Raw genomic sequence first — 26,381 nt, forward strand, 5'->3', positions numbered from 1 at the left:
AATGGTTTTCCTTAAGAAAATAATGAAACGGTATGGGAAACCTCGTATCATTGTCACAGATAGATTACGTTCATATCGTGCCGCTATGAAGACAATTGGAAATGCCGAAGTTCAAGAAGTCGGTCGGTGGAAGAACAATCGCTGTGAAAACTCCCACCTACCATTTCGGCGACGAGAGCAGGCGATGCTGCAATTCAGGCACCTGCGAAGTTTGCAGAAATTCGTATCTATTAGCATATCCGTCCATAATCACTTCAACCATGAGCGCCACCTAAACAACCGGGAAACATTCAAGCTTCAGAGAAATGCCGCACTGGCCGAGTGGCAGCAACTTAGAGTGGCATAATAGCGGTACGTTTGTGCCATTTTACGTCAAACAAAGACGAGGTCGTATTCGTCTGACGGCACCCATATCCGCTCTATTCAGTAATTTTTTTGATTAATCCAACTGGTATATCCGGCTTGCAGTATCGTGAAATAGATCAGCCTTTTCCGTAGCGCTATAGTCAGCCGTCAATCGTTTAAATGAATTCCATAGAATGTTATAACTGCAACTCACCATGTCAACCGGGAAGTTTGATTCAAACATGCAACGAGCGGGACCAAATTGTTCAATCGTATGTTCATAAAAACGTCTGGTTGCCTCCATCAATTCGAGACTTGATGGAGGCCGCTGCTTCATATGCCAATCAAAGCCATTGATTTCCATGGCAAGCCCCCCAAGTTTCGCAACTACATTTGGACATTTCGCCAGTTCGATTATAGCGCTTTTCCATGCTGGAAAATATTCATCTTGTTTCCCTTTATACGGTCCGATACCCAAAGGCCCCCCAAAATGATTGAGGATTATGGTCGTTTCTGGAAAGGTTCGCGCAAGGTCTGTAAGCTGGGGTATTTGCGGATGATAACACCAACCTTCAAAGCTTAGGTTACGTGGCGCAAGATTGGCAAATCCGCTACGAAAGCGGGGGTTTAGATACAGGTTTTCTATTGTTGTTGGCTGGGAATTCGGGACCTCATCACTTGCGTCCCAGGGAGCCCGATGACGAATGCCTCGAAATCGGCCGCCACCCGCAGCGATATGGGCATCCAGAACAGGGCCGACGGCATCGCCGAGCATCAGGTCTGCCAAGCCGACGATGCCGGCGGCAACACGTGCATTGCCATAAAGACCGGAAGCGCTCATCGCGGCGATACCGTTGACAAATTCAGTCTCACCTACAGGCATCATTTCCTCTGGGCCTGTTGAGCGATACATTGCGCCACATTCGATGAAAACAGTTGAGACGATATTGTGGCCGCTATAAATGTCCGCAAGTATTTCGTCTAAAAGATACCGGTGTGCTACCCTTTGCGGACGGAATTCCCACAAATGATGATGGGGATCGCAAATCAGTCGATCCGGTTCCAGAGTTTCTTCAATTGTAAGGTTAAGCCAGTCGTAATTTGTAGGATTGGTTGCCATTTCTTGTTTCCTAGCTCATCTAGTAATCCACCATTGGTTTTAAGGGAGAAGGGGAGGTTTGCATTTTCCGTTTCCAGAATGCTAGCCAGCCAATGAAGTTTTCTCTGCAAAAGATCTGGTTTTCTCAAGTAAATTGAGGTTAGGTGTTTTTCCATATAGTATGCGATACCACGCAAGCGAAATTGCCTCGGCGACTAATTTCTCGTCAGCGACAAATGCGGCCATACTCGGGGATTTGTATACAAATATTTCACGGAGCAAATCATCGGCCATAGATAGGGCTGCGCGTATCATCAGTATTGTCGCTGGGTTTTTTAAATCCTCTGACGTGATGCAGTTTCTCGTATGGAGATCTCTCATGACAACACGGGCCCATCTGTCGTCCAGTTGGTCGCGTCGCAAATTTAGTTCAGGGAGTTCTCTCTTCAACATTTCACGGCCGGCAAGCAGTCTAGCATTTCTGGCATAGACCCCTATATAATACAGGTTATAGTCCAGAATTTTTTCGTAAATAGTTGGCGCCGTACTCTTGCGCGGGCGTATTTTACGGCGAAGGGCTTCGTACCTCCGAATGACTGCTTTTGCGGCTTCTGCACGGTTCTCGAAGTATAAATAGAAGGTTCCGCGGGCCATATCGACAGTGTCGACAATGCTTTCGACAGTCATGTTTTCATACCCGACCCGCTCCATCTCAAGTGCTGTCGCCATCAGTATTTTCGCCCGCGTGCGGTACCTTTTACGTTTACCTTTGCTATTATTAGAATGATGAACAAGGAATTCAGTAAGGCTGAAAATTCTTAAGTTTGAGTATTTTTCCATATTCACAGTTCTACCCTCATCCCGTGCAATTTTCGACAAGAAAACTTTGGTGCCTATGGCTTTTTTTATCAGACTAAAATTTATCTTTTGTAATATTGACGCGACAAATAAATGATGTCAATGTCATAAATAGATACTGCGTCATAAATGTACTGCATGTCATTAAAAACAATTCGGAGCAAGTATGGTTGAGCGCGACATAGAATTTGGTACTTCGGTAACCTTTGCGGGAGTTTCAAAAACATACGGCGCGGTAAAGGCTCTTTCTGACTTTAACTTATCGATACAGCCTGGCGAGTTTGTAACATTACTAGGTCCCAGTGGCTCTGGAAAAACGACCGCTCTGAATGTCCTCGCCGGTTTCGTTGACGCGACCAAAGGGGACGTGCTCATTGATCAAAATTCAATTCTCGGACTCCCGCCGGAACGTCGAAACATAGGAATGGTTTTTCAGAATTACTCGCTATTCCCTCATATGAATGTTTTTGAAAATGTCGCGTTTCCATTGCGGTTGAGAAAAATGGCAGCCGCCGAAATCCAGAAACGGGTTGGTGAAAGCCTTGCCATGGTGCAGCTCGACGATTTGGGTGACCGTATGCCAAATCAGCTCTCCGGCGGCCAGCGGCAGCGCGTGGCCTTCGCGAGAGCTATCGTCTTTGAACCTTCCGTTTTACTCATGGATGAACCTCTTGGCGCATTGGACTTAAAGTTGCGGGAAGCCATGCAGCTGGAAATCAAGCGATATCACAAGCAACTGGGATGCACGATTCTGTTTGTGACCCATGACCAGGGGGAGGCGCTCGCGCTTTCCGATCGGATAGCCGTTATGGGTGATGGTCAAATTGTTCAGATCGACACACCCGATCGTATTTACGATGAGCCAAATTCAAAATACGTGGCTGATTTTATTGGCACGACAAACCTTTTGGAAATTGAGCATAAGGCGTCGTCAACAATAAGATTCTCTGATCTTGAGATCGAGTTCACACTTCCAGATAACCACGAAGGCTGGGGGCGGGACCGTACATCGGTCAGTCTACGACCGGAAAAATTACACCGCGAAACATCCACTGATAATCAGACAATTATCTTCGACGCGATGATCGAGGAGTACTTATTTCTTGGAAATATCATTCAGTACAGTGTTCGAACCAAAACGGGAAAGACACTGTTATTTCAAGAACACCGTGGTCCAAGCGTTCCTATACTTGCTAGAGGGGACGCCCTAAAACTTGCATTTTCTATCAGGGATGCACGTCCTCTGGATGGAGAAACCCACGGTTCAGGAGTGGCGTAATCGACGAAATTACAACTTAACTTAGGGAGTGTTTGTATGACTAGTATTTTAAAACGATTTACGAATGTTGCGGTAGCGGCACTTGTCGTCGCGGGGAGCGCCAGCCTGGCGTTCGCGGCTGACAAAGAGATTACCTTTAGTGGTTCAGGTGGTGTTGTTGGCGAGGTGTCAAAGGAAGTCTGGTTTGGCCCGTTTGAGAAAGACACAGGCATTAAGATCAATCATGTTGCGGCTGAAGCCAAGCGTATGCCTCAACTTGAAGCAATGGTCAAATCCGGAAACGTCCTTTGGGATGCCATGGAAGTCTCTGCCTCTGATTATCCCCTTGGTGTCAAGAAGGATCTGTTTGAAGCGATTGACTACAGTGTCGTTGATCCCGAAAACAAATTACCAACCGACACGCGCGAAAAGTTTGGTGTTGCATATGCGGCCTATTCCCAGGTTTTAATCGTCCGGACAGATAAGCTCCCCGAAGGCAAGAAAATGGAAAGCTGGGCTGATTTCTGGGATGTTAAGAATTTTCCCGGCCCGCGTGCGTTACGGGGGCGCGCTGAAGACAATCTTGAATATGCTTTGCTCGCTGACGGCGTGCCAGCCGAAGATTTATACAAAGTGCTGAGTACAGAGGAAGGGCTTGATCGCGCTTTCGCAAAGATGGATGAAATCAAGCCGCATATTACTACTTGGTGGACCAGTGGCGCACAGTCAGTTCAATTGCTTTCAGACGGTGAAGTATACTTCTGTCCATCTTATAATGGGCGTATTACGACCCTTGTTTCATCCGGTATACCTGCTGAAATTGTGTGGAACGGTGGTGCTATGCACAAGTCTTACATCGCAATTCCAAAAGGTACGAAGCACCTGAAGGAAGCGGAAGAATACGTCAAGTATAGAACTACGAATGCCGATCATATGCGTGAGTATGTCACTCATCTGCCTTACCCTGGATGGGCGCCCGGTCTGTTCGAGGGTATGGATCAGGCGCTTGCCGCTTCCATGCCCACATATCCACAGAACCAGGCCGTTCAGTTTGCTGCCAGCGCCGAGTTTTGGGCAGAAAATCTGGATGCAATTCAGGAACGCTGGACCGAATGGCTCCTGAAGTAAATTTTTAGTTACGTTGGTCGTGTCTGGCAAAAAAAATTGAAAATCGCCAGACACGACTAAAGGAGAAATTGAAGTGAACGCAGAGAAGAAAATTACGAGTACGTGGTTGCTTTGGCCGGCATTATTCATGCTGGTGGCGTTCTTTCTCGTGCCAACTTTGGATATTCTCCGCGCGAGCTTTTTTGATCCTGAATTTACGACAAAGCATTTCGTTAAGCTGCTTGGTAGTAGCGTCTACTTGGACGTCCTCTGGCGGACCATAAAATTATCAATTGTCGTTTCCTTGATTTGTGCGGTTATTGGATATCCGATCTCCTATTTCATCGTACAGCGCCCCCGAAAGCAGCAGATATTTTTCCTGTTTTTAATATTTATTCCGCTATGGATGAGCGTTCTAATTCGCTCTTATGCGTGGATGGTTGTTCTTGGGCGTGAAGGTTTATTCAATTCAATTTTGATTGGGCTCGGGATTACAGATCAACCTGTAAAAATGCTTTTCACAACCGGTGCTGTTTACGTTGCGATGGTCCAGATATTGCTGCCGATTCAGATTGTTACCTGTTATAGCGCGATGAGCGAAATTGACCTTGATTTAATTAGGGCGGCGCGGATCCTTGGGGCTAAACCCTGGCAGGCGATCCGCCGGGTTTTCTTGCCATTGACGCTGGACGGTACAGTTACCGGTGCAATTATTGTGTTCATGTTGTCGATGGGTTTCTTCATAACGCCAGCTCTTGTCGGAGGTCGGAAAGACATCATGATGGCGAACCTTATCGAGTTTCAGGTTAATCAATTGAACTGGGGGTTTGCCGCCGCCATTTCCATCATTCTGCTAATCGGCACGGTGTTGAGCGTGATCATCATCAAGCGACTTTCAAAAATTCTGACTAGACGTCTCGTTGGCGGAGGTAATGCATGAATAAGAAACCCTTCAATTTGTCAAAACTCATTTTGACCGGTTACTTTGTTGTTATAATCTTCTATCTGACGTTTCCAATTTTCATCATTATTCCGATTTCATTTAGTAATAATCCGTTCTTACGCTTCCCGCCGAGTAATCTTGGGGTGCTATGGTACGAAACCTATTTAGGCGATTCCGGATGGGTTGAGTCAACTTTACTTTCACTGAAAGTGGCTTTGCTGGCTTGTTCGGTCTCCACCGTCATTGGCACGATGGCTGTTCTTGTTTTGGAACGCCAGGCCTTGCGTCACAAGAGCTTGCTGACCTATTTCATTACATCACCGATTATTGTGCCGCATATCTTCATCTCATTGGGCATGTTTATTTTTGCGATCAGGCTCGGTATTGATGATAACGCAATTACACTCGCATTTGCCCATGCCACAATCGCATTCCCATTTGTGGTGTTAATTGTTGGCGCGAGCCATCGCCAATTAGATCCAACTTTTGAGCGTGCCGCGCGGGTACTTGGTGCAGGTCCAGTTCGTGCTTTTTTCTCTGCGGCTTTTCCAAGCTTACTCCCGGGAATCGTTGCTGCAGCTGTATTTTCCTTCTTTGTTTCTTTCGATGAACTGATCATCGCGGAATTTATGATGAGTGGACAACAGACGCTGCCAATGCGGATCTGGGCAGACCTGAAACTCGAAATGCGCCCAACTATCGCGGCGGTGTCAAGCATACTCATCGTTGTTTCGATTGTCGGTATGGGGGCTGCCGAACTGCTCCGCCGACGTAGTATTAAAACGCTAAACGATTAACTGAAAAAACTAATACCCAACCAGAAAAGTGAGCTTTTAAATGCCAGTAAAATACGAAAAAAAGGGAAACGTCGCGGTCTTTACGTTGGAGAACGGTAAGGTCAATCAGATTACACCGCCGATGCATAAGGAACTCTACGATCATATGGAGGATTTCCTTAAAGATCCGAATATGCATGCAGGTGTTCTGACGGGTGCTGGCACCCAAGCCTTTAGTGGCGGCGACGACATCAAGAATGATTGGAGCAAAGACAGCCTTCATGACACTTTAACCGCGCATTTTCTAAGATCAACCGATGAGAGTGCACAATCGCGCCCTGGATGGGAACGCGATATGCGCACGATCGACCGTTATAAGCCAATTGTGGGCGCCTTAAACGGCCCCGCATTAGGCATGGCGTTTATTTATTCAATTCTTTTGATGGATATTCGAATTGCGTCCCCGAATGCTTGGCTGGGGCTGCCGGAAATCAAATATGGAATGGGGGGGGCCGGCGCTGCAACACAGTTATGGCGGCATTTGCCGCCTGCTATCGCCATGTCCATGGTGCTGGAAGGTGAGCCGTTATCGATAGAAGATGCGCATAGGTTTGGATTGGTGAATGAGATTGTCGACCAGGATAAGCTGTTGCCACGCGCAATGGAAATTGCAGAGAAAATCGCGTCTTATCCGCCTATTGCAGTTCGGGTGGAAATGGAAGGTTTCTATCGTAGCATGGATATGTCCAAGCGTGATACCCACGGCTATATGAGCCACCTTTATCGACTTCAACGGGCCGCATACCTGACAGGTGATAACGTCAGTGGCACACCGCTCGATCCGAATGCGCCTGAACAGAAGAAGTAACAAATAAAATATTCCGGTAATTTCAGCAGATGCACTGTTAATTTTAGAAGGTTTGAGATGACTTACGATAATGGACATAAAGGGATGGCAGAAGTCCATCGTCTTGCGGCAGAAATTGATTTTCCGGAAACACTTGGCGCGTTTGTTCGCGAACGCGCCAAGGAGCTGGGAGACCAGTTGCTTGGTAACTATTTTGATGACGGTGATCAACTCACCTATAAGGGACTCGATCAGTCTTCGGACCGATTGGCCGGAAGTTTACTGGCACTCGGTGTGCGTAAGGGAACTCACGTTTCTGTAATGCTTCCGAACGTAAAAGAATTTGTAATTAGCTGGATAGCGCTTGGCCGTATTGGGGCTGTCATGGTCCCCACGAATGTTTCTTATACCGGCGCGGAACTGCACTTTGTCCTCACGGATAGTGATGCGCAGTTCATGATAATTGATTCAAACTTTCTGGATCGTCTGGATAATATGCCGGATTGGCCACCGTTGCTTGCCCGCGATAGATTAATCGTCCGCGGCGACGCCCCGGAAGGACATCTTGACTGGCAGGAATTGCATGATAATGGACCGGATGAATTTGTAGCCCCGTCCCGCGTGACAGCAACAGATCTTATAAATTTACAATATACATCCGGCACAACAGGGTTTCCCAAGGGATGTATGCTGACCCATGAATACTGGATCTTGCTAGCGCATTGTGCCGCATTGCAACGAGGGCACCCTTTCAATATTAAGACAACTCTAATTTGGGCACCGTTCTTTTACATGGACGGACAATGGCAATTTCTGATGACGATGTGTCTAGGCGGCACTGCTCATATTGCATCACGTATGAGTTTGACGAAATTCTTCGATTGGCTAATTGATTTTAAAATTGAATATTGTGCGTTTCCGGAACCTGCCCTTAGTAGATTTCCTCCATCGGAAAAAGATAAGCTTATCAAGCTGAAGTATGTGAATGCCTTCGGTTGGCGCGGGGATGCAAATATTGAAATTGAGAAACGTTTCAATCTCGTCGCCCGGAATACCTTTGGGATGACTGAGATCGGCAGTGGTATTTCTTTGCCGGCTGAAGCAACCCATATGGCGGGATCAGAGGCATGTGGATTGCCATCGCCCTTCCGTGAAGTTCGGATCGTTGATGAAAATGGCAATGATGTTCCGCAAGGCGAACCAGGCGAGCTGTGGGTTACGGGCCCAGCGATATTGTGGGGATACTATAAACGACCTGAGGCGAATGCAGATAGCTTTCGCGGGAAATGGTTCCGTACAGGCGATATTTTTCAGCAGGATGAAAACGGATACTACTATATCGTCGGCCGGATAAAGGACATGATCAAACGTGCGGGAGAAAATATATCTGCGCGTGAAGTTGAAGCAGTTTTACGCGGTCTCGATGAAATAGAAGAAGCTGCGGCTCTCTCCGTTCCCGATCCTATGCGGCGCGAAGAAGTTAAGGTTTATATTATGCTTCGTGAAGGCGCGACAGCTGAAGATTGCCCGCCTGAGAAAATCATTGCACATTGCCAGGAGCATTTGGCGGATTTCAAAGTTCCTCGGTATTATGCTTATGTCGACGAGTTTCCGCGTACGCCGACAGGCAAAATAGCTAAAAATAAAATGCGTGACGGAGACCCGCGTGAGAATTCTTTTGATCGTGCCGACAACATTTGGCGGTAAGTCGAGGGAGCACTGTCAGAGGAAAATCGCGCTTTGGCAGCAATGGTTTTCCTCGAAAAAATAATGAAACGCTACGGTCAACCTCAAGTGATTGTAACGGACAGATTGCGTTCTTACCATGCCGCGATGAAGGTAATTGGAAATGAAGCATCCTAAGCAACAGGGCGTTGGTTGAACAATCGCTGTGAAAACTTCCGCCTACCATTTCGACGGCGAGAGCAGGCGATGGCGAAATTCAGGTGTCTGCGAATTTTGCAAAAATTCGTATCTATTCACGCCTCAGCCCATAACCACTTCAAACACGAACGTCACTTAACCAACCGAGAAACATTCAAGCTCCAGAGAAATGCTGCACTGACCGAGTGGCAAAAACTTGGTGCGGCATAATAGTGGCTCCGTTGTGCCACTTTACGCCAAACAGAGACGAGAGCGAATTAGTCTGACAACACTTAAATTACGGTCAGCTCATAAAAAATTTATTCCGTCATTTTAAGAAATCTTTTGCTTTCCAGGGACGTCCATAGATGGGAATGCCCTCTCCAGTGTCTTTTAAAATTTGGATTCAATTAATAATTATTCGCAAGAATGGGCTTGACTTCATATATCGCAATTGATAATCATTCTTAAATAAGAAGCTTATTTCTTGTATTTCTTTTAATAGATGGATTGATTGACCAATGCTGGAAGGTAACAGCGGCTGCAAGAGCAACAGGCGAACAGTTTCGCTTGTGAACAATACCTTGCTCAGCAAAGATCTGTTTCTGCAGGGCAGGGAACTCACGATCATTCATAATAGTGAGGAATATAAGCTGAGGCTCACTGGAAACGAAAAACTGATTTTAACAAAGTAAGTTATTAGCCCGCCACCCAGCCATCCGACACACGGCAGCCAGGCAGCAAGCAAACGCGACTAATCACAAAGAAAGTTGTTGTTATGCGTCAAATGCTGCCGCTCACCTGTCTGGGCGCTCTCCTCGCGAGTACATTCCTCACGCCAGTTGCCGCACAGGAGGTGAGTGATGAGCCGACTGTGTCTCTGGATACGATAACGGTTTATGCGACACGCAGTCCGCAATCGTCTTTCGAGGTGCCGGCCATGACCTCCAATGTCGATACCGATGCCCCCGGCAATGCAATGGCAGGGGATACGGGGGATCTGCTGGAGTTCACCCCGGGCGTGGAAGTCACGGGCGGGCCCCGTCGCAACGGGCAGACGGTCTCCATCCGCGGATTTGACGATGAGTCCATCATCACGCTGATAGATGGGCGGAGACAGAATTTTGAGGCAGCCCATGATGGCCGGTTCTTTATCGATCCATCGCTCCTGAAGCGTGTGGAAATTGTCAAGGGATCGTCCTCGGCAATATATGGGGGTGGCGCCGTTGGCGGGGTTATCGCCTTTGAAACCAAGGACGCGGCCGATCTTCTGAAGCCCGGAGAAAACTTTGGTGTCTATACGGCGATGGGATACAGGACGGCGAGCGAAGAATATGCGCCGGTGCTGTCGGCCTATGGCCGGAGCGGCGCCTTCGACATCGTTGGCATTGCCGCGCTTCGCAACTCTGGTAACATCAAGCAGGGCGATGGCAACGAACTGATTTCTGAAGATAATCTGGTCTCGGGCACGTTCAAAGTCGGCTATAGCATTAATGATTTCAACACCGTAAAATTTATCTATCAGGGGCTTCACAATGATGGGCAGGAGCCTAACAATGGCGGCGATGCGGTCAGCGTTGAAAACCCGATTGTTGATAAAACGGTCAATGATAACCAATACAGCCTTAAGTACGAATTTGAGGATCCCGGGAATAGCTGGTTGAAGCCGAAATTCCACCTCTACTACAACGATACAACTGTACGTGAAGAAGATCTGGCTGGAACGAATATCGGGCGGGTGCAAACACGGAATTTGGATACGGTCGGTTTTACGGCAGATAACCAGACTTCCTACGATGTCAGTGAAGCGCAAAAGCATACTTTCTCTTACGGTGTTGAAGTCTATCATGATGCGCAGACGGGAACGACAACCAACGGCGGCACCCGCCCTGGGGTGCCGAATGCGGATGCGACCAATTATGGTTTTTATTTGCAGGACGAAGTGGCCCTGCAGACCTCCGTGGGCCGGTTTTTGATTATCCCGGCTGCCCGGTTTGATTCCTACCGAAGTAGTGATGATGACGGCAATTCTCAAAATGAGCATCAGATATCGCCGAAACTCTCAGTAAGCTATCTACCAAACGACTATGTCATGTTTTTCAGTAGTCTCGCTCAAGCGTTTCGCGCCCCGAACCTGACGGAAATATATTCATCGGGTAGGCATTTCCCTGGGGGAGGGCCGATCCCGGACAACTTCTTTGTGCCTAATCCCAACCTTCGCCCCGAAACGGTCACGACCTTCGAGATAGGGGCAGGTTTGAAATTCGCAAATGTGGTTTCCGAAAAAGATCAGATGCGGCTGAAGGGCTCGTGGTTTATCAGCGACGGTGATGATTTTATTTCAGAAGAAGTCGACGTTTTCGGCGGAACCACCGAATTTGTTAATGTCCCGAACGCCCGGATGACTGGTTTTGAAGTGGATGGGGAATATCAATTGCATCCTGTCACGGCGAAGGTTGGCCTATCTTATGTCGAGGCGGAAAATAAGGACACCGGCGAATATCTTTCGAATAATGTTCCGTTGACGCTGGTCACCGATCTTTCATACAAGGCAACTGACATCGACAGTATTTTCGGTGTGCGGGGCCGGTTCGCCGCCGCTAACGATAAAGTTGGCAGTTCAGACGTCGCGACAGCTGGATACTCAGTCTATGACATTTACTATCGCTGGATACCGAGCGAGCCCGGTCTCGATACTCTGACAGTAGACCTTGGCATTTCGAATATTCTCGATAAGGCCTATACGAGAACATTTGCCAGCCTGCTTGATGAAGGGCGGAGCTACAATATCCGGGTCGCCTATAAATGGTAGTAGCGGCATTTGCATATCCGGTGGACCAAGGGAGGAGATGGTTTGTTTATCTCACCCTGTCCGTCTGTGTGAACGCTTTCCTTGTGTCGCTCGTTCATTTCAATGAACGGCTTGAGCCAATTTTTGAGGTTGCTGTCTTACAGGTAAACCTGATGACACTGGCGCGACCGGCACCGCTGCCGCCGCCACCACCGTTAGTGCAGGCCATAAAACAGCCTCCGCCGCCGGAACCGGTCTTGCGTAAATCAATCGTGACGACAGCCGCTGCAGCGGAAAAAATCGCAACGGTCCCCCGGGTTTCGCCTGCGCCGGTCGAGCCGACTGTTGCGGTGCCGGTGAAAGCTATACCGCTACCGCAGATCAAGCCGCGAACGCAGGTGGTCAAAGCGAAGCTGACTCCGGCAATTGAAGAGGCAAAACAGGTCGTTGTTGCCGATATCCCGAAAAAGCCGGTGGTCGACCGTAAATCGGAGGCGGAGCCAGCTCCCACGCCGTCAGCAAGAAGCAGTGATGTCGGCCGGGACGATACGACGGTTATCCATGAAGCCCGCTATCGTCAGCAGATACCCCCATCATATCCGCGCCGGGCGTTGGATATGGGGCAGCAAGGGACAGTGACATTGCATGCGGAAGTGCTTCCAAACGGAGCTCCGCGGGAGTTGAAAATTGCACATTCCTCTGGGTATCGGCTGCTTGATATGGCCGCGCTGGCGGCGGTAAAAAAATGGAAATTTGAACCGACGAGCGTCAACGGGAATGCCGTCGTCAGCTGGGTTCGCGTCCCAGTGAATTTTGTCATCCAATAACGGACAGGAAAATCAAATGAATGAATCAATGTCAATCAGAGATCAGCTTTCGCCGGAAAAAATTAGGAAACGGTATGAACAGCTCAAGCAGCAGGCAGACATCCGCGCCCGCAATGCGGCGGCGGAGCTGGGCATTTCAGAGGGAGAATTACTAGCGGCCCGCGTTGGTACCGAAGCGGTCCGGCTTGCCGATGATACGGAGGCGATCCTGAAAGATGTCGTTTCGCTCGGGGAAGTGATGGCGCTCACCCGAAACGAATATTGCGTCCATGAGCGCAAAGGCATCTATGAAAATGCCAGTTTCTTCCAGCACGGCCCGATGAAGACCGGTCTGTTTGTCAACCCGGACATTGATCTTCGTCTATTCATGGCTCAGTGGAAATATTGCTTTGCCGCAATGGAGCCAAGCAAGATTGGAATTCGTAAAAGCCTACAGTTTTTCGATTCCGCAGGTGAAGCCATTCACAAGATTTATCTCACCAGTAAATCCGACGAGGCTGCCTATGATGCCCTGGTTGCAAAGCATCGGCATGTTGAACAGGGTGCGTCGATCGTAATTGAAGGCGCGTCACCAAAAACTGTAGAGAAACCGGATTCTGAAGTTGACTGGCAGGGATTCCGCACCGCTTGGGAAAACCTGAAAGATACCCACGGCTTTTTCCCCATGCTCCGAAAGTTCAAGGTTGGACGGGTCCAGGCCTTAAGGAAAATTGGGACGGATCTTGCGGTAGAAATCGATAATAATGCTGCAAGACATGTGCTTGAAATGGCGCGCGACCGCGATTGCGAGATTATGGTTTTTGTCGGCAATCACGGATGTATCCAGATCCATACCGGTCCTGTGAAAAAGCTGGTGGAACATGCATCATGGTACAATGTTCTTGATCCGAAGTTTAACCTGCATCTTGATGAAACGGGCATCGCCCATAGCTGGGTGACAAAGAAGCCGACAGAAGATGGTACGATTACGTCGGTCGAAATTTTCGACAGCAATAATGAGTTAATCGTTAGTTTTTTTGGCAAGCGCAAACCGGGTGTGCCGGAATTGGCATTGTGGCGGGAAATCGTCGCGAATCTACCAGTAAAGGAAGTGACGCATGTTGCCTGACTGGCTGCCTGCCTTTGATTTTCCGGTCTGGTTCTCCCAGCTTGGCCTGATGGGCTGGCCGCTTGCGGCCTGTTCTGTTATTGCGCTGGCAATTGGACTGGAGAGGCTGATTTTCATTCTCAAAGCTACGGTCAGGTCAAAGACCAGCTACGCGCATCTGGCTGACTATTTGCGGGCGAACAAAAGTCAGCCAAAACCGATCCGGGACGAGCTGCTCGGGATCATGCTCAGTGAATTGCAACGCCCCTATTACAGCGGGATCAAGATGCTGCGGATGATCGGCATGATCAGCCCGATCCTTGGGTTGCTCGGAACGATCCTCGGGATCATTGCGGCCTTCAAAATCATCGCCATGCAGACCGGTCCGGTGTCGCCGTCCCTTATCGCCGATGGATTGTGGGAGGCGATGCTGACAACAGCGGTGGGGTTGCTCATTGCGCTACCCGCCCTGTTGATGGCGCATTTCTTCAGTGCTTTCAGCGAACACCAGCTTGCCCGGTTTTGCCTCGATCTAAATCGTCTCTCCTTGTCGTATGAAATGGCGAAAGCGGAAAATAAATCCGAAGTCGTTGAGTTCAGCTCCGAGGGTCGGCGGCAATGATTACGCTTCCGTCGGAAGATCCGCATGGCGGGACTTTGCGGGACCTGGTGCCAGATCTGACGCCCATGCTGGATATCCTGTTTATTCTGCTGGTGTTCTTTCTGCTCACGGCGGGCACGGTCTTCCGGGCTATCGACCTCAAACTGCCCTCAAGCGTCGAGGAGGAACTGACCCTGATAAACGAACCCAAGCATATCATGCTTGAAATCCGAGAAGGGTCTTATGCGCTGAACGGCGTGCCAATTGATAGTTTTCAGGAACTCAGAAATGCCTTGAGAGATACCCTGGCGGCAAAACCCGGCTATGAACTGATTGTCGCCGGGGACAGGCGTATTGCTATCGAAGACCTGCTCAAAGTGCTGACCTACCTGCAATCTCAGGGAATTGCGGCGGCTAATATTCTCATGCAAAAAGAAACGAAACCATGATCAGATTTTTATGCGCCTTTCTTATATTATGCGTCACCTCTGCCCACGCCGAAACGCCGAAGCGTATAGTTTCCGTGGGAGGAGCTTTGACGGAGACGATCTATGCGCTTGGTGCGGGGGAGTATCTCGTCGGCAGCGACACCACGAGTTATTACCCGGCCGCCGCGGCCGCCACGCCGAAAGTGGGATACCAACGCGCCCTCTCGGCGGAGGGGATCCTCTCTCTTAATCCGGACCTTGTAATATTGTCTGAGGAAGCGGGACCGCCTGCCGTGCTGGCGCAATTGAAATCAGCAGGCGTTAATATGCTGACTGTGACTGCCGGACGGACGCTGGAAGACGTAAACCGGAATATTGAAGTGCTGTCCGAAGTGCTTGGGAAAGAGTAGCAGGGCAAAAATCTGGTTGCCGATTTGACCGTCGTCGCGCGTAAGTTGGAGCTGGCGACGGCTCAGCAGAATACCCCAAGGCGTATGATGTTTATACTTCAACATACCGGCGGTGCGCCGCTGGTCGCAGGAACAAACACTGCCGCTGACAGTATTATCAAGCTTGCCGGCGGGATCAATGTTGTTTCAGATTATGAGGGGTACAAGCCCCTATCGCCGGAGGCCGCGGTAAATTTGGCACCGGAGATTTTACTGTTGACGACGCAAGGGGTGGAACAGGCAGGGGGCGAGGAGTCGCTTCTGCTCGTACCGGGAGTAGCGCTTACGCCCGCAGCAAAAGAACAACATATCATTGCGATGGACGCCCTGTTACTGCTCGGTTTTGGTCCGCGCACGGCCGAGGCCGCCCTTGAATTGAACCGCAGATCGAACGATTTATGAATTTTCTTTTGAAACCGGTTTTAGTTCCGCTCTTTTTTATGCAGCTAAAAATTCCGGTTCTGCTGTTGCTGGGGATTCTCTTGTTGACAACAGGAATGATTGCGGCCTCAATCGGGGCTGTCTCAATCCCGCTGACCGGAATAATTGGAGTCAACCTGACCGACCAGCAAGAGGCCGTTTTGACCTCCATCCGTCTGCCCCGGATTTTGCTGGCAGTTATTGTTGGCGGGTCGCTTGCTGTTTCAGGCGCCGCCATGCAAGGGCTTTTCCGTAATCCCCTTGCTGACCCCGGTCTGATTGGAATTGCCACAAGTGCAGCGCTGGCTGTGGCCCTTGTTCTTGTTCTTGCAGGCCCAATGGCGGGCTTTTTTGGTCTTTACGGGTTGAGTCTTGCTGCTTTTTTAGGGGCACTTCTCGCCTGTTTCATCATTTTTCGTTTTGCCAGACTCACAGGGAGCTTTTCTGTCACTTACATGTTGCTGACCGGAATTGCCATAAATGCCCTATCCGCGGCGGGTGTCGGTTTTCTGACTTTTCTCAGCGATGACCAGCAACTGCGGACGCTTACCTTCTGGACAATGGGGAGCCTTGGCGGCGCCTTATGGGTTTCGGTCCTTGTGGCGACGACAATTGTAGTTCCGACCGGTCTTCTCCTGGTCCGCAATGCCCGCGAGCTTAATATCCTGTTGCTTGGCGAAAACGAAGCCCGTTATCTCGGAGTTGACGAAGAACGGTTGAAGCGGACGATTATTATCTGCACCGCTCTTTCCGTCGGGGCGGCGATTTCGGTTAGCGGAATAATCGGTTTTGTCGGGCTGGTGGTGCCGCATCTGGTCCGTCTTATTTTCGGGCCCGACCATCGATTGTTAATCCCGGCTTCCGCGCTGCTTGGCGCTATTCTGTTGCTGGTCGCCGATACGATCGCGCGGACCATCGTGGCGCCAGCCGAAATGCCGGTGGGTATTTTAACCAGTCTGATCGGCGGACCGTTCTTTCTATGGCTCCTTGTGCGCCAGTTTTCCGGAAGAACGGGTCTATGATAACAGTAGACAACCTAAGCTATAGTGCCGCTCGACAGCAAATACTCGAGAATATCAACGTGACGTTTGAAGCCGGAAAGATCAGTGCCATATTGGGGCCAAATGGCGCCGGAAAATCCACTTTGCTAAAATGCCTTACGGGATCACTTGTTCCAGATAATGGCTTTGTTTTGCTTGACGGGCAAAGGCTGGAAACATATTCGCTCAGCGAGCTTTCCGTTAAACGCGCCGTTTTGTCGCAAAGTAATCCCATAAGCTTTCCATTCTTAGCCAAGGAAATTGTGTTGATGGGGCGCAATCCATATGCGCTGGCCAAGACCCATGCCGTGGATGAAGAGATAGTTCATGAGACCCTGGATTTAATGGATGCCTGGCATCTGCGCGACCGGTCCTTTCCGACCCTGTCAGGAGGAGAGCAGCAACGGGTTCAATTTGCACGAGTACTGTCGCAGATATGGGATCAAAAAAGTGCCTATCTTTTTCTGGACGAGCCTACCTCGGCACTGGACCTGAAGCATCAATATCAGGTAATGGAATTAATCCGGGACCAATGTACCAAAAAGAATTTAACAGTGATAATTGTCATGCATGACCTTAATATTGCCTACCAAAGTACTGATATAAGCTGCTTTATTAAAAATGGCCGAATTCGAATTGAAGGCGATAGCCAGAATGTGATCTGTGCGGATACGCTCGCTGAAGTTTATGATCTTCCGTCAAGTTTTGCCGCCCGGCATATAAATTTTACACACTGATATGGCATTATTAGAATAAGCAGGCTTTGTCAGAAATTTTTTGTTGCCCTATCTGTTATTACCCGCGTTCTGTAAAGGATAAAACAGAACCCCTTCCGGTATTTCAAAATCTCACCTGAGATCATCCGTTCTCGAACCCGAAGTTTCATTTCACGGAAACGGTGGAAGAAAGCAAGGCCATCGCCCGATTTGATGGTGGTGTTATCATTTTGGCGGCGAGCGGCATGTGCGATGCCGGACGCGTCCGCCATCATTTAAAAAATCATCTCTGGCGGTCGCAGTCGACTGTGCTGCTGGTCGGCTATCAGGCCGAAGGTACGCTTGGCCGCCTCCTCGAAAAGGGCCTGAAGAAAGTCAGGATACAGGGAGAGGAAATCAAGGTCCGAGCCCGCATCCGCTCTATCGATACCTATTCGGGTCATGCGGATGGAAACGGCCTCCTTGCCTGGGTAACAGCGCGCAAGCCTGTACGGCAGGCTGTCTTTCTTACACATGGGTCTCGGGAATCGCTTAAGGCGATGCAGACGCAGTTGCTTGACGCGGAATTTGCGGTGGGTGAGGTGATCATTCCCGCACTCGATGACGAATTTGAGCTGTGCAAAACCGGCAAGAAAGGCAAATCACGCGGCGTCAGCAAACGGCTGGCCCCGGATTTTGTCGACAAGCTTGACTGGCATAATGAACTGGCCCAGCTTACACTTGATATCCGGTCGGAACTGAAACATGCCCCTGATAGCAAGCAAAAATCGAAACTGCTTTCGAAGCTTCGCCAAACGCTGCATAAAAAGTAAATCCGGCTGATCTTGACCAGGATCAATGCAAATATTCTGTATTTTAAATAGTTACTGTTCCCGATCCAAATTTTATAACGTGAGGAGTGAGACATGACTAAGGAAAGCAAAGTCCATCCCTATATTGAATGGGCCAAAAGCCGTCTTGACGAGATGGATGCGACTTTATCCACATTTCAGGGCAAGGTTGAGGAACTCGGGGGGGACGCCCGTGTGAAAGCAAAGACGGCGCTTTCCGACATGCAGGTGCAGCGCGATGCCTTCAAGGATTTTTTCGATAAGAACCTGGAAAGCGCGGAAAGCGTCTGGGAAGCACAGGCGTCAAAGCTGAAAAAGGAATGGAAATCGTTCGAGGACGAAGTCGAGACATATGTGAAGAGCACGAAAAACAATGCAGAGCAATATGAGGCGGCTTTCACGGCGCGGGCGGATGCGCAAGTAAAGGCGTGGCAGGAAATGATGAACACTGCTTTCGCCGCCGCCGCAAAATTTCCGGAGGAGCGCAAAGCGGAGTTTGACGACGCCGTCACGAAGATGAAAAGCGAAGCCGACGCCGCCGAAAAGCGCCTCGCCGCCATGAAAAAGGCAGGGCAGGAATCCTGGTCGTCGCTTGATGCGGCGTTGTCGGATTCCCGGAAGGCATTCGACAAGGCGACCGAGGACATGCAGAAGGCGTTTAAGCGGGCCCTAAAATAGAGCATTTGGCGCTATAATATTAACTTTAAGTGGACGCGGATCAGCTTCAGTACTGATTTTCAGGCAGCAATGCGCTATTGGCGGAACAGATTTGTTCCATTGTTAGCGCGCGAGATCCGGAAGGAGCGGATCTATCCATCTCAAAATTATTCCAACTAGAAATGGCATCTTGATGAGGTCTTTATGAAGATCAATGGCGAGAGACATTATCTGTGGCGTGCAGTTGACCACGAAGGAGAAGTTCTGGAAGCCTATGTTTCCAGGCGACGCGACTGCAAATCAGGGAAAGAATGTATTATTGGTCGATTGATGGGACCAAGATTATTGATGGTTCGTCAGGTTTGTTTTGTTGTGCAATGGGCCATTGTCGACCTGAAATATCCACGGCCGTGGCAGATCAAATCTCTAAACTGGATTACAGCCCTCATTTCGAAATGGGGTCGCTGCCTTCTTATGAACTGGCCCGCAGACTTGCCGAAATTACGCCTGGAGACCTTAATTGCATCTTCTTTGTCAACTCGGGTTCAGAATCCATAGAATCTGCTTTAAAAATAGCGATGGTCATATCATCGCAGTAGGAACGAAGACCATAGAGACAAATGTATATCTCGGGAAAGGGCCTATCACGGCGTTAATATAGGCGGAACGTCATTTAGCGGTCTTCAAGGGAATAGGGCGACATTTGGAGCCGTAATGCCGGGAAGCACCCTATAGATACAATCTGCAGCAAACTGAAAGAGGCTTTGATCAGTTAACGTCAAGTGATAAACGCCTCCTGTCCCTGCATCCACGAGCGCCACTTAAGCAAACGAGATGTTTTCAAAAACCAACGTGACATCGCTCTTGCCGAGTGGTGCCATTTTTGTTCCACTTAGGTTTCGCCGCACCATTCAAGTCCATCCCAGCTGCCCAGTGTGGCAGTAGGGATGGCGTGAAGCTGTACGGGTAGTGGCGCCAGGTTCTGGTCGTTGATCCGACTTTCGGCGGGCGCCTTGCCGTTAAAATTGGACTGTGGGCTCCAGTGTAGTTCTATACATCATACGGCGATGGTCAGAAGTATAGCCGCCGGTCCCGCGATGTTGCGTTGCCCAGTTGTCCCACATCACCAAGTCATTCTCTTCCCAGACATGGCGGTAATGGAATTCGGAACGGCGACAATGTTCGAACAGTTCATTAAGAAGTTCATCGCTTTCATCCTTCGGAATACCGACGATTTCTGCAGTGAAACCTTCATTGACGAACAGGCTTTTCTGCTTGGTGAAGGGATGAATATGGACCACGGGATGGATCACGTCTGGAACTTTTTTCTTCTGATCGTCATTAAGCTCGACCGTGCCGCCTCGATCCTTGAGAACCTTCTTATAGACGTCGCCATAGCGATGAACGGCCTTCAAGTTATCAATTTTCTTTTTCGTCGTGTCGGATAATCCATTGTACGCCTCGGCCATGTTAGCGAACACGGTATCGCCGAGCGACCGGCCATTGGCGTCACGCGGAACCTCAACCGCGTACAGCAATGAACCGCGACTCGGTTGCTCGACGTATGAGAGGTCCGTATGCCAGAATTCGCCGCTACCGCCAATCCGTTTTCCGTCTTCAACGACGTTGGAAACACGGAAGATCTCTGGGTAACCGGGAAGCAGGTATTGCTCCATGACATGGACTGCCAATCCGCCGAACCGTCGGCTGAAGTCTATATGCTGTTCCGGCGTGATCTTCTGGTTCCGGAAAACGAGCACTGAACAGTTGTTGAACGCATCTTCGAGCTTCGCGAAGCAGGCATCCTCTATCGGCTTCGTAAGATCCAGACCAATCACTTCGGCGCCCAGCTTGTTCTCGCCATCCTTCAACGCGAAGGATAGGTTAACGCCATCATTCATTGTTTGTGCCTGAGCCATTTCATTTTCTCCAATGTAATGCCACCCCCGAAGGGGTGGCGCTTGAAAGTTATTTCCAGGAAAGAGTGCGCAAATTGTAGAATGCATACCCTTTTTGAGGTTTCCAATCGACCTGGGAGTTCTTCCCGTAAACATAGAACATCTCGGAAATGAGAACAGAGTGGGCATCATCATGCAGGATTTTGCCGATCTGACGAAACAGCATGTCGCGGGATTTGAAATCGGACACGCTGTTAGTTTTCTCGATCAGGTCCTGGACTTCCTTGTTGTCATAATCCGACCAAGTGCCGGACTTGCTCGCTGTTCCGGATATCGGCGTAATCGGGTCGTTGATCGCGTTCGAATACTGCATGACAGTCATTGGGCCGGATTTGTGCGTGTTATTGAGACGTGCCCATGCGGAATAGTCGAGAATCTTAAGTTTCGCGTTGACGCCAACCGCTGACCAGTAGGCAACGACGGCCTCAGCTACGTCCTTCGAATATGATGTCGGGTTCATAAGCGTGGTCTCGAAGCCATTCGGATAGCCAGCCTCAGCCAACAGCTTGCGGGCTTTGTCCGGATTATAGCCATAGGGTTGCAAATCCGGATCGACGCCCAACGGATAGTATTTCGAAATGAAGGTGCTGAGCGGCTCGCCGATGCCATGCATCACGTTCTCGATGATCGCATTGGCATCGATGGCATAGTTGAGTGCCAGACGGACACGTGGATCGTGGATGGGTAGGCTCGGATCGTTCGAGTAAAGACGAACGTGCATGGGGCTTCCCGTCGCGATCGGTAGAACATCAATGCCATCAATCTTTTTCAGGCGGGCTACATCCGAAGACGCGATCTTGTCAGCCATGTCTACTTCGCCCGTTTGAAGTGCGTTCACGCGGGTCGTGGCATCAGAGATGAACTTGAAAATCAGATGTTTGATGCCTGGCTTCTCGCCATAATATTGATCGAAACGTTCGAGTTCCAAATACTGGCCGACTTTAAGCTCTACCAGCTTGTAAGGTCCTGCACCAACCGGTTTCTGGGCAAATTCCTCGGGCGAGGACAGTGATTCTGTATACGCTTTGGGTACAATAGCAATGAACGCGGCAGCCTTGTTAATGAAGACTTCGTCGCGTTTCGCCATTGTGACAACGACTGTTGAATCGTCAGCAACACTCACGCTCTTGATGGTCTTGGCGAAGTAGGGGCGGCGTGTGCTTTTAACCTTCGGATCGAGAATCCGTTCGATCGAAAACTTCACGTCTTCTGCAGTCAGTTTAGCGCCATTATGGAAAAACACGTCGTCTCGGATCTTGAACGTGTATGTCAGACCATCTTCGGATTCTTCATAACTCTTGGCAATCTGTGGCGTGAGATGACCATCAGCATCGAAAGTGTAGAGATTGTCAAACAACTGCCAATGATAGCGGTCAGAATTGCCCGTATTATCGACCTGCGCATCGAGCATCGCAATATTCCGATCGGTCGCGAACACGATAGTATCCTTGTCAACGGCCGGCTTCATCGCAAGCGCCGGCCCGCAAACCGCAAATATCGAAACGACCGCGCCAAACGCCACGGGCGATAAGCATCTGGTTAATACTCTGGGTAAGAACGTCATTTTTTTTAAGCTCCCTTATAGTGGTTTAAGTTAATTATTATTTAGAGAGTACGAATTCGCTTCGGAATCACTTTGCAGCATATCCCGTACCGCGTCCGTCTTATGGCACGCTGACCAATGATTGGAACCGACCTCCTTGAACCGCGGCCGTTCTGTACGGCAACGTTCGTCCGCGAGCGGACAGCGCGTATTGAACGGGCAGCCGCTAGGCGGCGACAACGGCGACGGAATTTCACCGGAAACAGCCATCATCGTGCTTTCGTCGGGTGCCGCCGCACTTCGGAGGATTAGGGTATAAGGATGCGTGCATTCGCCTAGTACCTGCGACTTCGGACCCAACTCCATGAAACGACCAAGGTAGAGGACGCCGATCCGGTCGCTCATGAATGACACAACGCTGAGATCATGGGAAATTAGCAGATACGTCAATTTGAATTGTTCTTGCAGATCCTTAAGAAGATTGAGGATCTGCGCCTGGATCGACACGTCCAGTGCGGACACAGGCTCGTCCAGAACGATGAATCGAGGATTGGGCGCGAGCGCACGGGCAATCGCCACCCGCTGACGCTGGCCGCCGCTTAATTCATTTGGAAACCGCTTTGCCGTTTCCTGGGGCAGGCCAACCATTTCCAATAACTCCGAAACCCGGTGCGACAGTTCTTTTTCTCCGTGAAGCAAACCGTGGATGCGAATTGGCTCGTCGATAATACGACCGATCCGCATGCGCGGACTCAGGGAGGTGTAGGGGTCCTGAAAAACCGGTTGGACGATACGGCGCAGGCTGATATCGACGCGTCCTTTGGCATTATTCAGCGGTTGCCCACCGATACGGACGGTACCCTCGGTCGCAGGCTCCGCGCCGAGGATCAGCCGCGCCGTAGTCGTCTTACCCGACCCGGACTCGCCGACGAGACCGAACGTTTTTCCCTCTTCTATCTCGAACGACAGATCATCGACTGCTTGCAGGTTTGCGGTACCACCGAACATTCCCAACCGGATCTTATAGTTCTTTTTAAGACCGTTCACGACTACGAATGGTTCGTTCATCACTCTTCCTCACCAGCACGCCAACACGCAACGCGTCGGTCTTCGTCGAAATGCAGCCACGCGGGATACTCGGCTCGGCATTGGTCTGTCGCCATGTCGCAGCGCGGCGCAAATCGGCAGCCGTCAGGCATTTGCAGCATCGATGGCGGATTGCCCTTAACCAGCGGCAGACGGTGGACGGTTGCATCAATCGTCGGCACCGCAGCCAGTAGCCCCTTGGTATACGGGTGGGAGGGTGCCTTGAAGACCTTGTCTACCGGTCCGGCCTCGACGATGCGGCCCGCGTACATGATCGCGACATCGTCGCAAAACTGCGACACCACATGCAGGTCGTGCGTGACAAGGATCATGCCCATGCCCAACTGACGCTGGATTTTTCGCAGCAGTTCGAGGATCTGCAATTGCACCGTCACGTCGAGCGCCGTTGTCGGCTCATCCGCGATCAGCAATTTAGGACGGGATGCTATGTTCATAGCGATCGCCACCCGCTGGCGCATGCCGCCTGAAAACTGGTGCGGATAGGCCGAAAGCCGTTCTTCTGGCGCGGGGATTCCGACCTCGCGCAATACCTCGATGCAGCGGGTCTGGCGCTCGGCGCGCGATAAGCGTTCGCGGTAGAACGCTTCGCCGACCTGATTGCCAATCGTGAACAACGGATTGAGTGCTGTCATCGGATCCTGCAGGATCATGCCGATATTGACGCCGCGGATCTGCTGCATCTCGTGCTCGTTCTTGGCCAACAGATCCTCGCCCTCAAACAATACCCGACCGCCGCCGGACTTGCCGTTTTCTGGCAATAGACCCATGATAGACAAGCAGGTCATGCTTTTCCCTGAACCGGACTCGCCAACCAGCGCCATCGTCCGTCCGGCGTGCACCGAAAAACTGACATCGTCAACTGCGTTGAGGACACCTTCTCGTGTTGCCAGCCATGTCGTTAGATGTTCGACTTTCAGAAGCTCGGTCATCGGCTTACCACTTCACGGAAAGAGTAGGAGAAAGCCGGTCTCTGAGTGTATCTCCGAGGATATTTCCGCACAGAACGGTGGCGATCAGCATTGCGCCTGGGAGGATGGAAACCCACCATGCTTGTTCCAGAATGCCACGACCATCTGCGATCATGCTTCCCCATGACGGATTGGGAGGTTGAACGCCAAGGCCGAGAAAACTCAGTGTCGCTTCGAGGATGATAATGATACCTATGTCGAGCGTCGCCAGAACAATGAAGGTGCTGATGACATTGGGAAGGATATGATAGAAGATTATCCGCACGCTGGACGCACCGCTCAGCTTCGCGAGCATCACGAAACCCCGTTCACGCAAGGACAGGGTATCGCTGCGCAGGATACGCGCAAACCGGGCCCAGTTGGCGAGACTGAGTATCAATATGAGGTTGAATAGGCTCGAGCCGATCACGCCGACTAACACTAGCGCGAGGATCACCGCCGGCAATGCAAACTGCACGTCTGCACAGCGCATGGCAACGGCATCAAATACGCCACCCAGGTAACCGGCGACCACCCCGATCAATCCGCCAAGGACACCGGCAATAAAAACCGCGGAGAAGGCAACCAAAAGAGATACCTGTCCGCCCTTCATCACGCGCGATAAAACGTCACGGCCGAGTTGATCGGTGCCGAACCAATGTTCTGCAGACGGCGCCTTCAATGTTTCGCTGAGCGAGATCGCCGTCGGGTCATAGGGTGCCAGCAAACCATTCAACAGCGAGCCGCAGACGACTATAGTCAAAATGATGATGGCTGTATAAACCTGCACGCGTTTGAGCCAGAAACGAGACCTGCTCGATGCGTCTGGACGTATCGTTACGTCCTTGACGATTCCCTCGCCGGGCGCGCCAGCCTCATTAGTAGGCGACATGCGCCCCTTAGCGGAGGCTGATTCTCGGGTCGATGACAGCATAGAGAATGTCCATAGCAAGATTGAGACCAATAAAGATGAGCGCTGAAATCGTGACGGCCGCTTGCACGACGGCGAAGTCCAGATTAGAAATTGAATCCAGGATCAGCTTGCCGACGCCGGGCCATGCGAAGATCGCCTCGATCGCAACGGCGCCGCCCATCAAGATGCCGAATTGCAAGCCGGCGAAGGTAATGACGGGTAACGATGCATTTTTCAGGGCATGCTTATAAATAACCACACGGGCCGGCAAGCCCTTGATGCGGGCCATTTTCACGTATTCTGAATCGATTACTTCCAGCATACTGGAGCGAGTCAGTCGGACCAACCCGGCGGCCGAGTACCAGCCCAACGCCAACGCGGGGAGGACCAGATTTTCGATCGTCCCATACCCGCTCGTTGGAAGCCAACGCAGATCGACAGAGAAGAACCTCACCAACAGCAAGGCAAGCAGGAATGGTGGTCCGGCTTGCCCGAACAACGCCACCGCTTTTGCCGCGACGTCAATGACACCGTCGCGCCTCATTGCGGCCGCTACGCCGAGCGGTACGCCTATTAACACCCCAATGCCGAGAGAGGTGCAAGTCAGTAGCAAGGTCGCACCGAGGCGCTCAAACACTACTTCCATCGCAGGCCGGCGGAACCGGTAGGATTCCCCCATGTCGCCCTGGATCAAACCGCCTAGGAAGTGCAAATACTGAACCGCTATTGGTTCGGACAACCCCATTTCCTGACGCAAGAGATCGCGATCAGCTTCCGTCGCTTCGGGCGGCAGCATCAAATGTGTCGGATCGCCGAGTAAACGGATGATCACAAAGATAACCGCCGTCACAATTAATACGGTCACAAATGCTTGCTGAACTCGGAAGAAAATATACTTGGGCATGGGTGCCTGTCCTCCCTAACTGGTCACACTAATATCACAGTGAACCGCCCCGGGATTGCCGGAGGCT

Annotated in this window: 26 protein-coding genes and 4 pseudogenes; 22 read left to right on the forward strand and 8 right to left on the reverse strand. The window is 50.5% G+C overall.

Going from position 1 to position 26,381, the window contains the following annotated elements:
- On the forward strand, positions 1 to 346 hold a 346-nt coding region (locus tag ACESNI_RS00825; protein WP_373084015.1), incomplete at its 5' end, for a DDE-type integrase/transposase/recombinase.
- 93 nt (positions 347 to 439) lie between these two features.
- Here ACESNI_RS00825 and ACESNI_RS00830 read toward each other — a convergent pair.
- A complete protein-coding gene (locus ACESNI_RS00830) occupies positions 440 to 1,465 on the reverse strand; it encodes an amidohydrolase (RefSeq protein WP_373084017.1) in 1,026 nt (341 codons plus the stop codon).
- 81 nt (positions 1,466 to 1,546) lie between these two features.
- Entirely contained in the window at positions 1,547 to 2,284 is a 738-nt protein-coding gene (locus ACESNI_RS00835; protein ID WP_373084065.1) for a TetR/AcrR family transcriptional regulator, read from the reverse strand.
- Between the two features lie 184 nt (positions 2,285 to 2,468).
- Here ACESNI_RS00835 and ACESNI_RS00840 point away from each other — a divergent pair, with 184 nt between their 5' ends.
- The 21 genes and pseudogenes from ACESNI_RS00840 to ACESNI_RS00940 all read left to right on the forward strand — a co-directional run bounded on the left by ACESNI_RS00840 (position 2,469) and on the right by ACESNI_RS00940 (position 19,541).
- Entirely contained in the window at positions 2,469 to 3,581 is a 1,113-nt protein-coding gene (locus tag ACESNI_RS00840) for an ABC transporter ATP-binding protein (protein ID WP_373084019.1), read from the forward strand.
- A 36-nt stretch (positions 3,582 to 3,617) separates the two neighbouring features.
- Positions 3,618 to 4,688 carry an ABC transporter substrate-binding protein gene (locus ACESNI_RS00845; protein ID WP_373084021.1) on the forward strand — a complete coding sequence of 357 codons (1,071 nt, stop codon included), beginning with the start codon at positions 3,618 to 3,620 and terminating at the stop codon, positions 4,686 to 4,688.
- Between the two features lie 73 nt (positions 4,689 to 4,761).
- Positions 4,762 to 5,607 carry an ABC transporter permease gene (locus tag ACESNI_RS00850; RefSeq protein WP_373084023.1) on the forward strand — a complete coding sequence of 282 codons (846 nt, stop codon included), beginning with the start codon at positions 4,762 to 4,764 and terminating at the stop codon, positions 5,605 to 5,607.
- Positions 5,604 to 6,407: an ABC transporter permease gene (locus ACESNI_RS00855; protein ID WP_373084025.1), complete on the forward strand. Its 804-nt coding sequence runs from the start codon at positions 5,604 to 5,606 to the stop codon at positions 6,405 to 6,407. The genes ACESNI_RS00850 and ACESNI_RS00855 overlap by 4 nt, the downstream gene beginning before the upstream one ends.
- Positions 6,408 to 6,447: 40 nt before the next feature.
- Entirely contained in the window at positions 6,448 to 7,254 is an 807-nt protein-coding gene (locus tag ACESNI_RS00860; protein WP_373084027.1) for an enoyl-CoA hydratase/isomerase family protein, read from the forward strand.
- Between the two features lie 57 nt (positions 7,255 to 7,311).
- A complete protein-coding gene (locus ACESNI_RS00865; RefSeq protein WP_373084029.1) occupies positions 7,312 to 8,940 on the forward strand; it encodes a class I adenylate-forming enzyme family protein in 1,629 nt (542 codons plus the stop codon).
- 12 nt (positions 8,941 to 8,952) lie between these two features.
- A pseudogene (locus ACESNI_RS00870) lies at positions 8,953 to 9,327 on the forward strand (DDE-type integrase/transposase/recombinase).
- 290 nt (positions 9,328 to 9,617) lie between these two features.
- Positions 9,618 to 9,791, forward strand: a complete 174-nt coding sequence (hemP, locus tag ACESNI_RS00875) for a hemin uptake protein HemP (protein ID WP_373084032.1) — start codon at positions 9,618 to 9,620, stop codon at positions 9,789 to 9,791.
- 83 nt (positions 9,792 to 9,874) lie between these two features.
- Positions 9,875 to 11,908: a TonB-dependent hemoglobin/transferrin/lactoferrin family receptor gene (locus ACESNI_RS00880; protein ID WP_373084034.1), complete on the forward strand. Its 2,034-nt coding sequence runs from the start codon at positions 9,875 to 9,877 to the stop codon at positions 11,906 to 11,908.
- On the forward strand, positions 11,902 to 12,714 hold the full coding sequence (locus tag ACESNI_RS00885) for an energy transducer TonB (RefSeq protein WP_373084036.1): 813 nt from the start codon (positions 11,902 to 11,904) through the stop codon (positions 12,712 to 12,714). Before ACESNI_RS00880 ends, ACESNI_RS00885 begins: the two co-directional genes overlap by 7 nt.
- 16 nt (positions 12,715 to 12,730) lie before the next feature.
- Positions 12,731 to 13,822, forward strand: a complete 1,092-nt coding sequence (locus ACESNI_RS00890) for a hemin-degrading factor (RefSeq protein WP_373084038.1) — start codon at positions 12,731 to 12,733, stop codon at positions 13,820 to 13,822.
- Positions 13,812 to 14,423 carry a MotA/TolQ/ExbB proton channel family protein gene (locus ACESNI_RS00895; protein ID WP_373084040.1) on the forward strand — a complete coding sequence of 204 codons (612 nt, stop codon included), beginning with the start codon at positions 13,812 to 13,814 and terminating at the stop codon, positions 14,421 to 14,423. Before ACESNI_RS00890 ends, ACESNI_RS00895 begins: the two co-directional genes overlap by 11 nt.
- Positions 14,420 to 14,851 (forward strand): ExbD/TolR family protein, encoded by a 432-nt coding sequence (locus ACESNI_RS00900; protein ID WP_373084042.1) that lies wholly within the window; start codon positions 14,420 to 14,422, stop codon positions 14,849 to 14,851. The genes ACESNI_RS00895 and ACESNI_RS00900 overlap by 4 nt, the downstream gene beginning before the upstream one ends.
- A pseudogene (locus ACESNI_RS00905) lies at positions 14,848 to 15,681 on the forward strand (hemin ABC transporter substrate-binding protein). The gene ACESNI_RS00900 and the pseudogene ACESNI_RS00905 overlap by 4 nt, the downstream one beginning before the upstream one ends.
- A gap of 38 nt (positions 15,682 to 15,719) precedes the next feature.
- Positions 15,720 to 16,721: a FecCD family ABC transporter permease gene (locus tag ACESNI_RS00910; protein ID WP_373084044.1), complete on the forward strand. Its 1,002-nt coding sequence runs from the start codon at positions 15,720 to 15,722 to the stop codon at positions 16,719 to 16,721.
- On the forward strand, positions 16,718 to 17,476 hold the full coding sequence (locus ACESNI_RS00915) for a heme ABC transporter ATP-binding protein (RefSeq protein WP_373084046.1): 759 nt from the start codon (positions 16,718 to 16,720) through the stop codon (positions 17,474 to 17,476). The genes ACESNI_RS00910 and ACESNI_RS00915 overlap by 4 nt, the downstream gene beginning before the upstream one ends.
- A 137-nt stretch (positions 17,477 to 17,613) precedes the next feature.
- Positions 17,614 to 17,796, forward strand: a pseudogene (locus ACESNI_RS00920) (MBL fold metallo-hydrolase); the annotation flags it as partial.
- Positions 17,797 to 17,850: 54 nt separating this feature from the next.
- Positions 17,851 to 18,267: an MBL fold metallo-hydrolase RNA specificity domain-containing protein gene (locus tag ACESNI_RS00925; RefSeq protein WP_373084067.1), complete on the forward strand. Its 417-nt coding sequence runs from the start codon at positions 17,851 to 17,853 to the stop codon at positions 18,265 to 18,267.
- Positions 18,268 to 18,360: 93 nt separating this feature from the next.
- Positions 18,361 to 18,963 carry a hypothetical protein gene (locus tag ACESNI_RS00930; protein WP_373084048.1) on the forward strand — a complete coding sequence of 201 codons (603 nt, stop codon included), beginning with the start codon at positions 18,361 to 18,363 and terminating at the stop codon, positions 18,961 to 18,963.
- 69 nt (positions 18,964 to 19,032) lie between these two features.
- A pseudogene (locus tag ACESNI_RS00935) lies at positions 19,033 to 19,245 on the forward strand (DDE-type integrase/transposase/recombinase); the annotation flags it as partial.
- A gap of 8 nt (positions 19,246 to 19,253) precedes the next feature.
- Positions 19,254 to 19,541, forward strand: coding sequence for an aminotransferase class III-fold pyridoxal phosphate-dependent enzyme (locus tag ACESNI_RS00940; RefSeq protein ID WP_373084051.1), 288 nt, complete (start codon positions 19,254 to 19,256; stop codon positions 19,539 to 19,541).
- Positions 19,542 to 19,961: 420 nt separating this feature from the next.
- Here the strand turns inward: ACESNI_RS00940 and ACESNI_RS00945 are convergent, their stop codons facing one another.
- The 6 genes from ACESNI_RS00945 to ACESNI_RS00970 all read right to left on the reverse strand — a co-directional run bounded on the left by ACESNI_RS00945 (position 19,962) and on the right by ACESNI_RS00970 (position 26,314).
- A complete protein-coding gene (locus tag ACESNI_RS00945; RefSeq protein WP_373084053.1) occupies positions 19,962 to 20,861 on the reverse strand; it encodes a TauD/TfdA dioxygenase family protein in 900 nt (299 codons plus the stop codon).
- Between the two features lie 49 nt (positions 20,862 to 20,910).
- On the reverse strand, positions 20,911 to 22,368 hold the full coding sequence (locus ACESNI_RS00950) for an ABC transporter substrate-binding protein (RefSeq protein WP_373084055.1): 1,458 nt from the start codon (positions 22,366 to 22,368) through the stop codon (positions 20,911 to 20,913).
- A 126-nt stretch (positions 22,369 to 22,494) separates the two neighbouring features.
- A complete protein-coding gene (locus ACESNI_RS00955; RefSeq protein WP_373084057.1) occupies positions 22,495 to 23,511 on the reverse strand; it encodes an ABC transporter ATP-binding protein in 1,017 nt (338 codons plus the stop codon).
- Positions 23,511 to 24,479 (reverse strand): ABC transporter ATP-binding protein, encoded by a 969-nt coding sequence (locus ACESNI_RS00960; protein WP_373084059.1) that lies wholly within the window; start codon positions 24,477 to 24,479, stop codon positions 23,511 to 23,513. The genes ACESNI_RS00955 and ACESNI_RS00960 overlap by 1 nt, the downstream gene beginning before the upstream one ends.
- A 4-nt stretch (positions 24,480 to 24,483) precedes the next feature.
- The gene (locus ACESNI_RS00965) at positions 24,484 to 25,389 is read right to left on the reverse strand and encodes an ABC transporter permease (protein WP_373084061.1); all 906 of its coding nucleotides are present in this window, start codon (positions 25,387 to 25,389) and stop codon (positions 24,484 to 24,486) included.
- A gap of 7 nt (positions 25,390 to 25,396) precedes the next feature.
- Positions 25,397 to 26,314, reverse strand: a complete 918-nt coding sequence (locus ACESNI_RS00970) for an ABC transporter permease (RefSeq protein ID WP_373084063.1) — start codon at positions 26,312 to 26,314, stop codon at positions 25,397 to 25,399.
- Positions 26,315 to 26,381: the final 67 nt, after the last annotated feature.

It is taken from the genome of Sneathiella sp. (assembly GCF_041689005.1).
Lineage (GTDB): Bacteria > Pseudomonadota > Alphaproteobacteria > Sneathiellales > Sneathiellaceae > Sneathiella.

Bases quoted from the DNA above. Each gene is read 5' to 3' on its own strand.
- ACESNI_RS00830 (WP_373084017.1), bottom strand. From the start codon at position 1,465: ATGGCAACCAATCCTACAAATTACGACTGGCTTAACCTTACAATTGAA.
- ACESNI_RS00835 (WP_373084065.1), bottom strand. From the start codon at position 2,284: ATGGAAAAATACTCAAACTTAAGAATTTTCAGCCTTACTGAATTCCTT.
- ACESNI_RS00840 (WP_373084019.1), top strand. From the start codon at position 2,469: ATGGTTGAGCGCGACATAGAATTTGGTACTTCGGTAACCTTTGCGGGA.
- ACESNI_RS00845 (WP_373084021.1), top strand. From the start codon at position 3,618: ATGACTAGTATTTTAAAACGATTTACGAATGTTGCGGTAGCGGCACTT.
- ACESNI_RS00855 (WP_373084025.1), top strand. From the start codon at position 5,604: ATGAATAAGAAACCCTTCAATTTGTCAAAACTCATTTTGACCGGTTAC.
- ACESNI_RS00860 (WP_373084027.1), top strand. From the start codon at position 6,448: ATGCCAGTAAAATACGAAAAAAAGGGAAACGTCGCGGTCTTTACGTTG.
- ACESNI_RS00865 (WP_373084029.1), top strand. From the start codon at position 7,312: ATGACTTACGATAATGGACATAAAGGGATGGCAGAAGTCCATCGTCTT.
- hemP (WP_373084032.1), top strand. From the start codon at position 9,618: ATGCTGGAAGGTAACAGCGGCTGCAAGAGCAACAGGCGAACAGTTTCG.
- ACESNI_RS00880 (WP_373084034.1), top strand. From the start codon at position 9,875: ATGCGTCAAATGCTGCCGCTCACCTGTCTGGGCGCTCTCCTCGCGAGT.
- ACESNI_RS00885 (WP_373084036.1), top strand. From the start codon at position 11,902: ATGGTAGTAGCGGCATTTGCATATCCGGTGGACCAAGGGAGGAGATGG.
- ACESNI_RS00890 (WP_373084038.1), top strand. From the start codon at position 12,731: ATGAATGAATCAATGTCAATCAGAGATCAGCTTTCGCCGGAAAAAATT.
- ACESNI_RS00895 (WP_373084040.1), top strand. From the start codon at position 13,812: ATGTTGCCTGACTGGCTGCCTGCCTTTGATTTTCCGGTCTGGTTCTCC.
- ACESNI_RS00900 (WP_373084042.1), top strand. From the start codon at position 14,420: ATGATTACGCTTCCGTCGGAAGATCCGCATGGCGGGACTTTGCGGGAC.
- ACESNI_RS00910 (WP_373084044.1), top strand. From the start codon at position 15,720: ATGCAGCTAAAAATTCCGGTTCTGCTGTTGCTGGGGATTCTCTTGTTG.
- ACESNI_RS00915 (WP_373084046.1), top strand. From the start codon at position 16,718: ATGATAACAGTAGACAACCTAAGCTATAGTGCCGCTCGACAGCAAATA.
- ACESNI_RS00930 (WP_373084048.1), top strand. From the start codon at position 18,361: ATGACTAAGGAAAGCAAAGTCCATCCCTATATTGAATGGGCCAAAAGC.
- ACESNI_RS00940 (WP_373084051.1), top strand. From the start codon at position 19,254: ATGTATTATTGGTCGATTGATGGGACCAAGATTATTGATGGTTCGTCA.
- ACESNI_RS00945 (WP_373084053.1), bottom strand. From the start codon at position 20,861: ATGGCTCAGGCACAAACAATGAATGATGGCGTTAACCTATCCTTCGCG.
- ACESNI_RS00950 (WP_373084055.1), bottom strand. From the start codon at position 22,368: ATGAAGCCGGCCGTTGACAAGGATACTATCGTGTTCGCGACCGATCGG.
- ACESNI_RS00955 (WP_373084057.1), bottom strand. From the start codon at position 23,511: ATGAACGAACCATTCGTAGTCGTGAACGGTCTTAAAAAGAACTATAAG.
- ACESNI_RS00960 (WP_373084059.1), bottom strand. From the start codon at position 24,479: ATGACCGAGCTTCTGAAAGTCGAACATCTAACGACATGGCTGGCAACA.
- ACESNI_RS00965 (WP_373084061.1), bottom strand. From the start codon at position 25,389: ATGTCGCCTACTAATGAGGCTGGCGCGCCCGGCGAGGGAATCGTCAAG.
- ACESNI_RS00970 (WP_373084063.1), bottom strand. From the start codon at position 26,314: ATGCCCAAGTATATTTTCTTCCGAGTTCAGCAAGCATTTGTGACCGTA.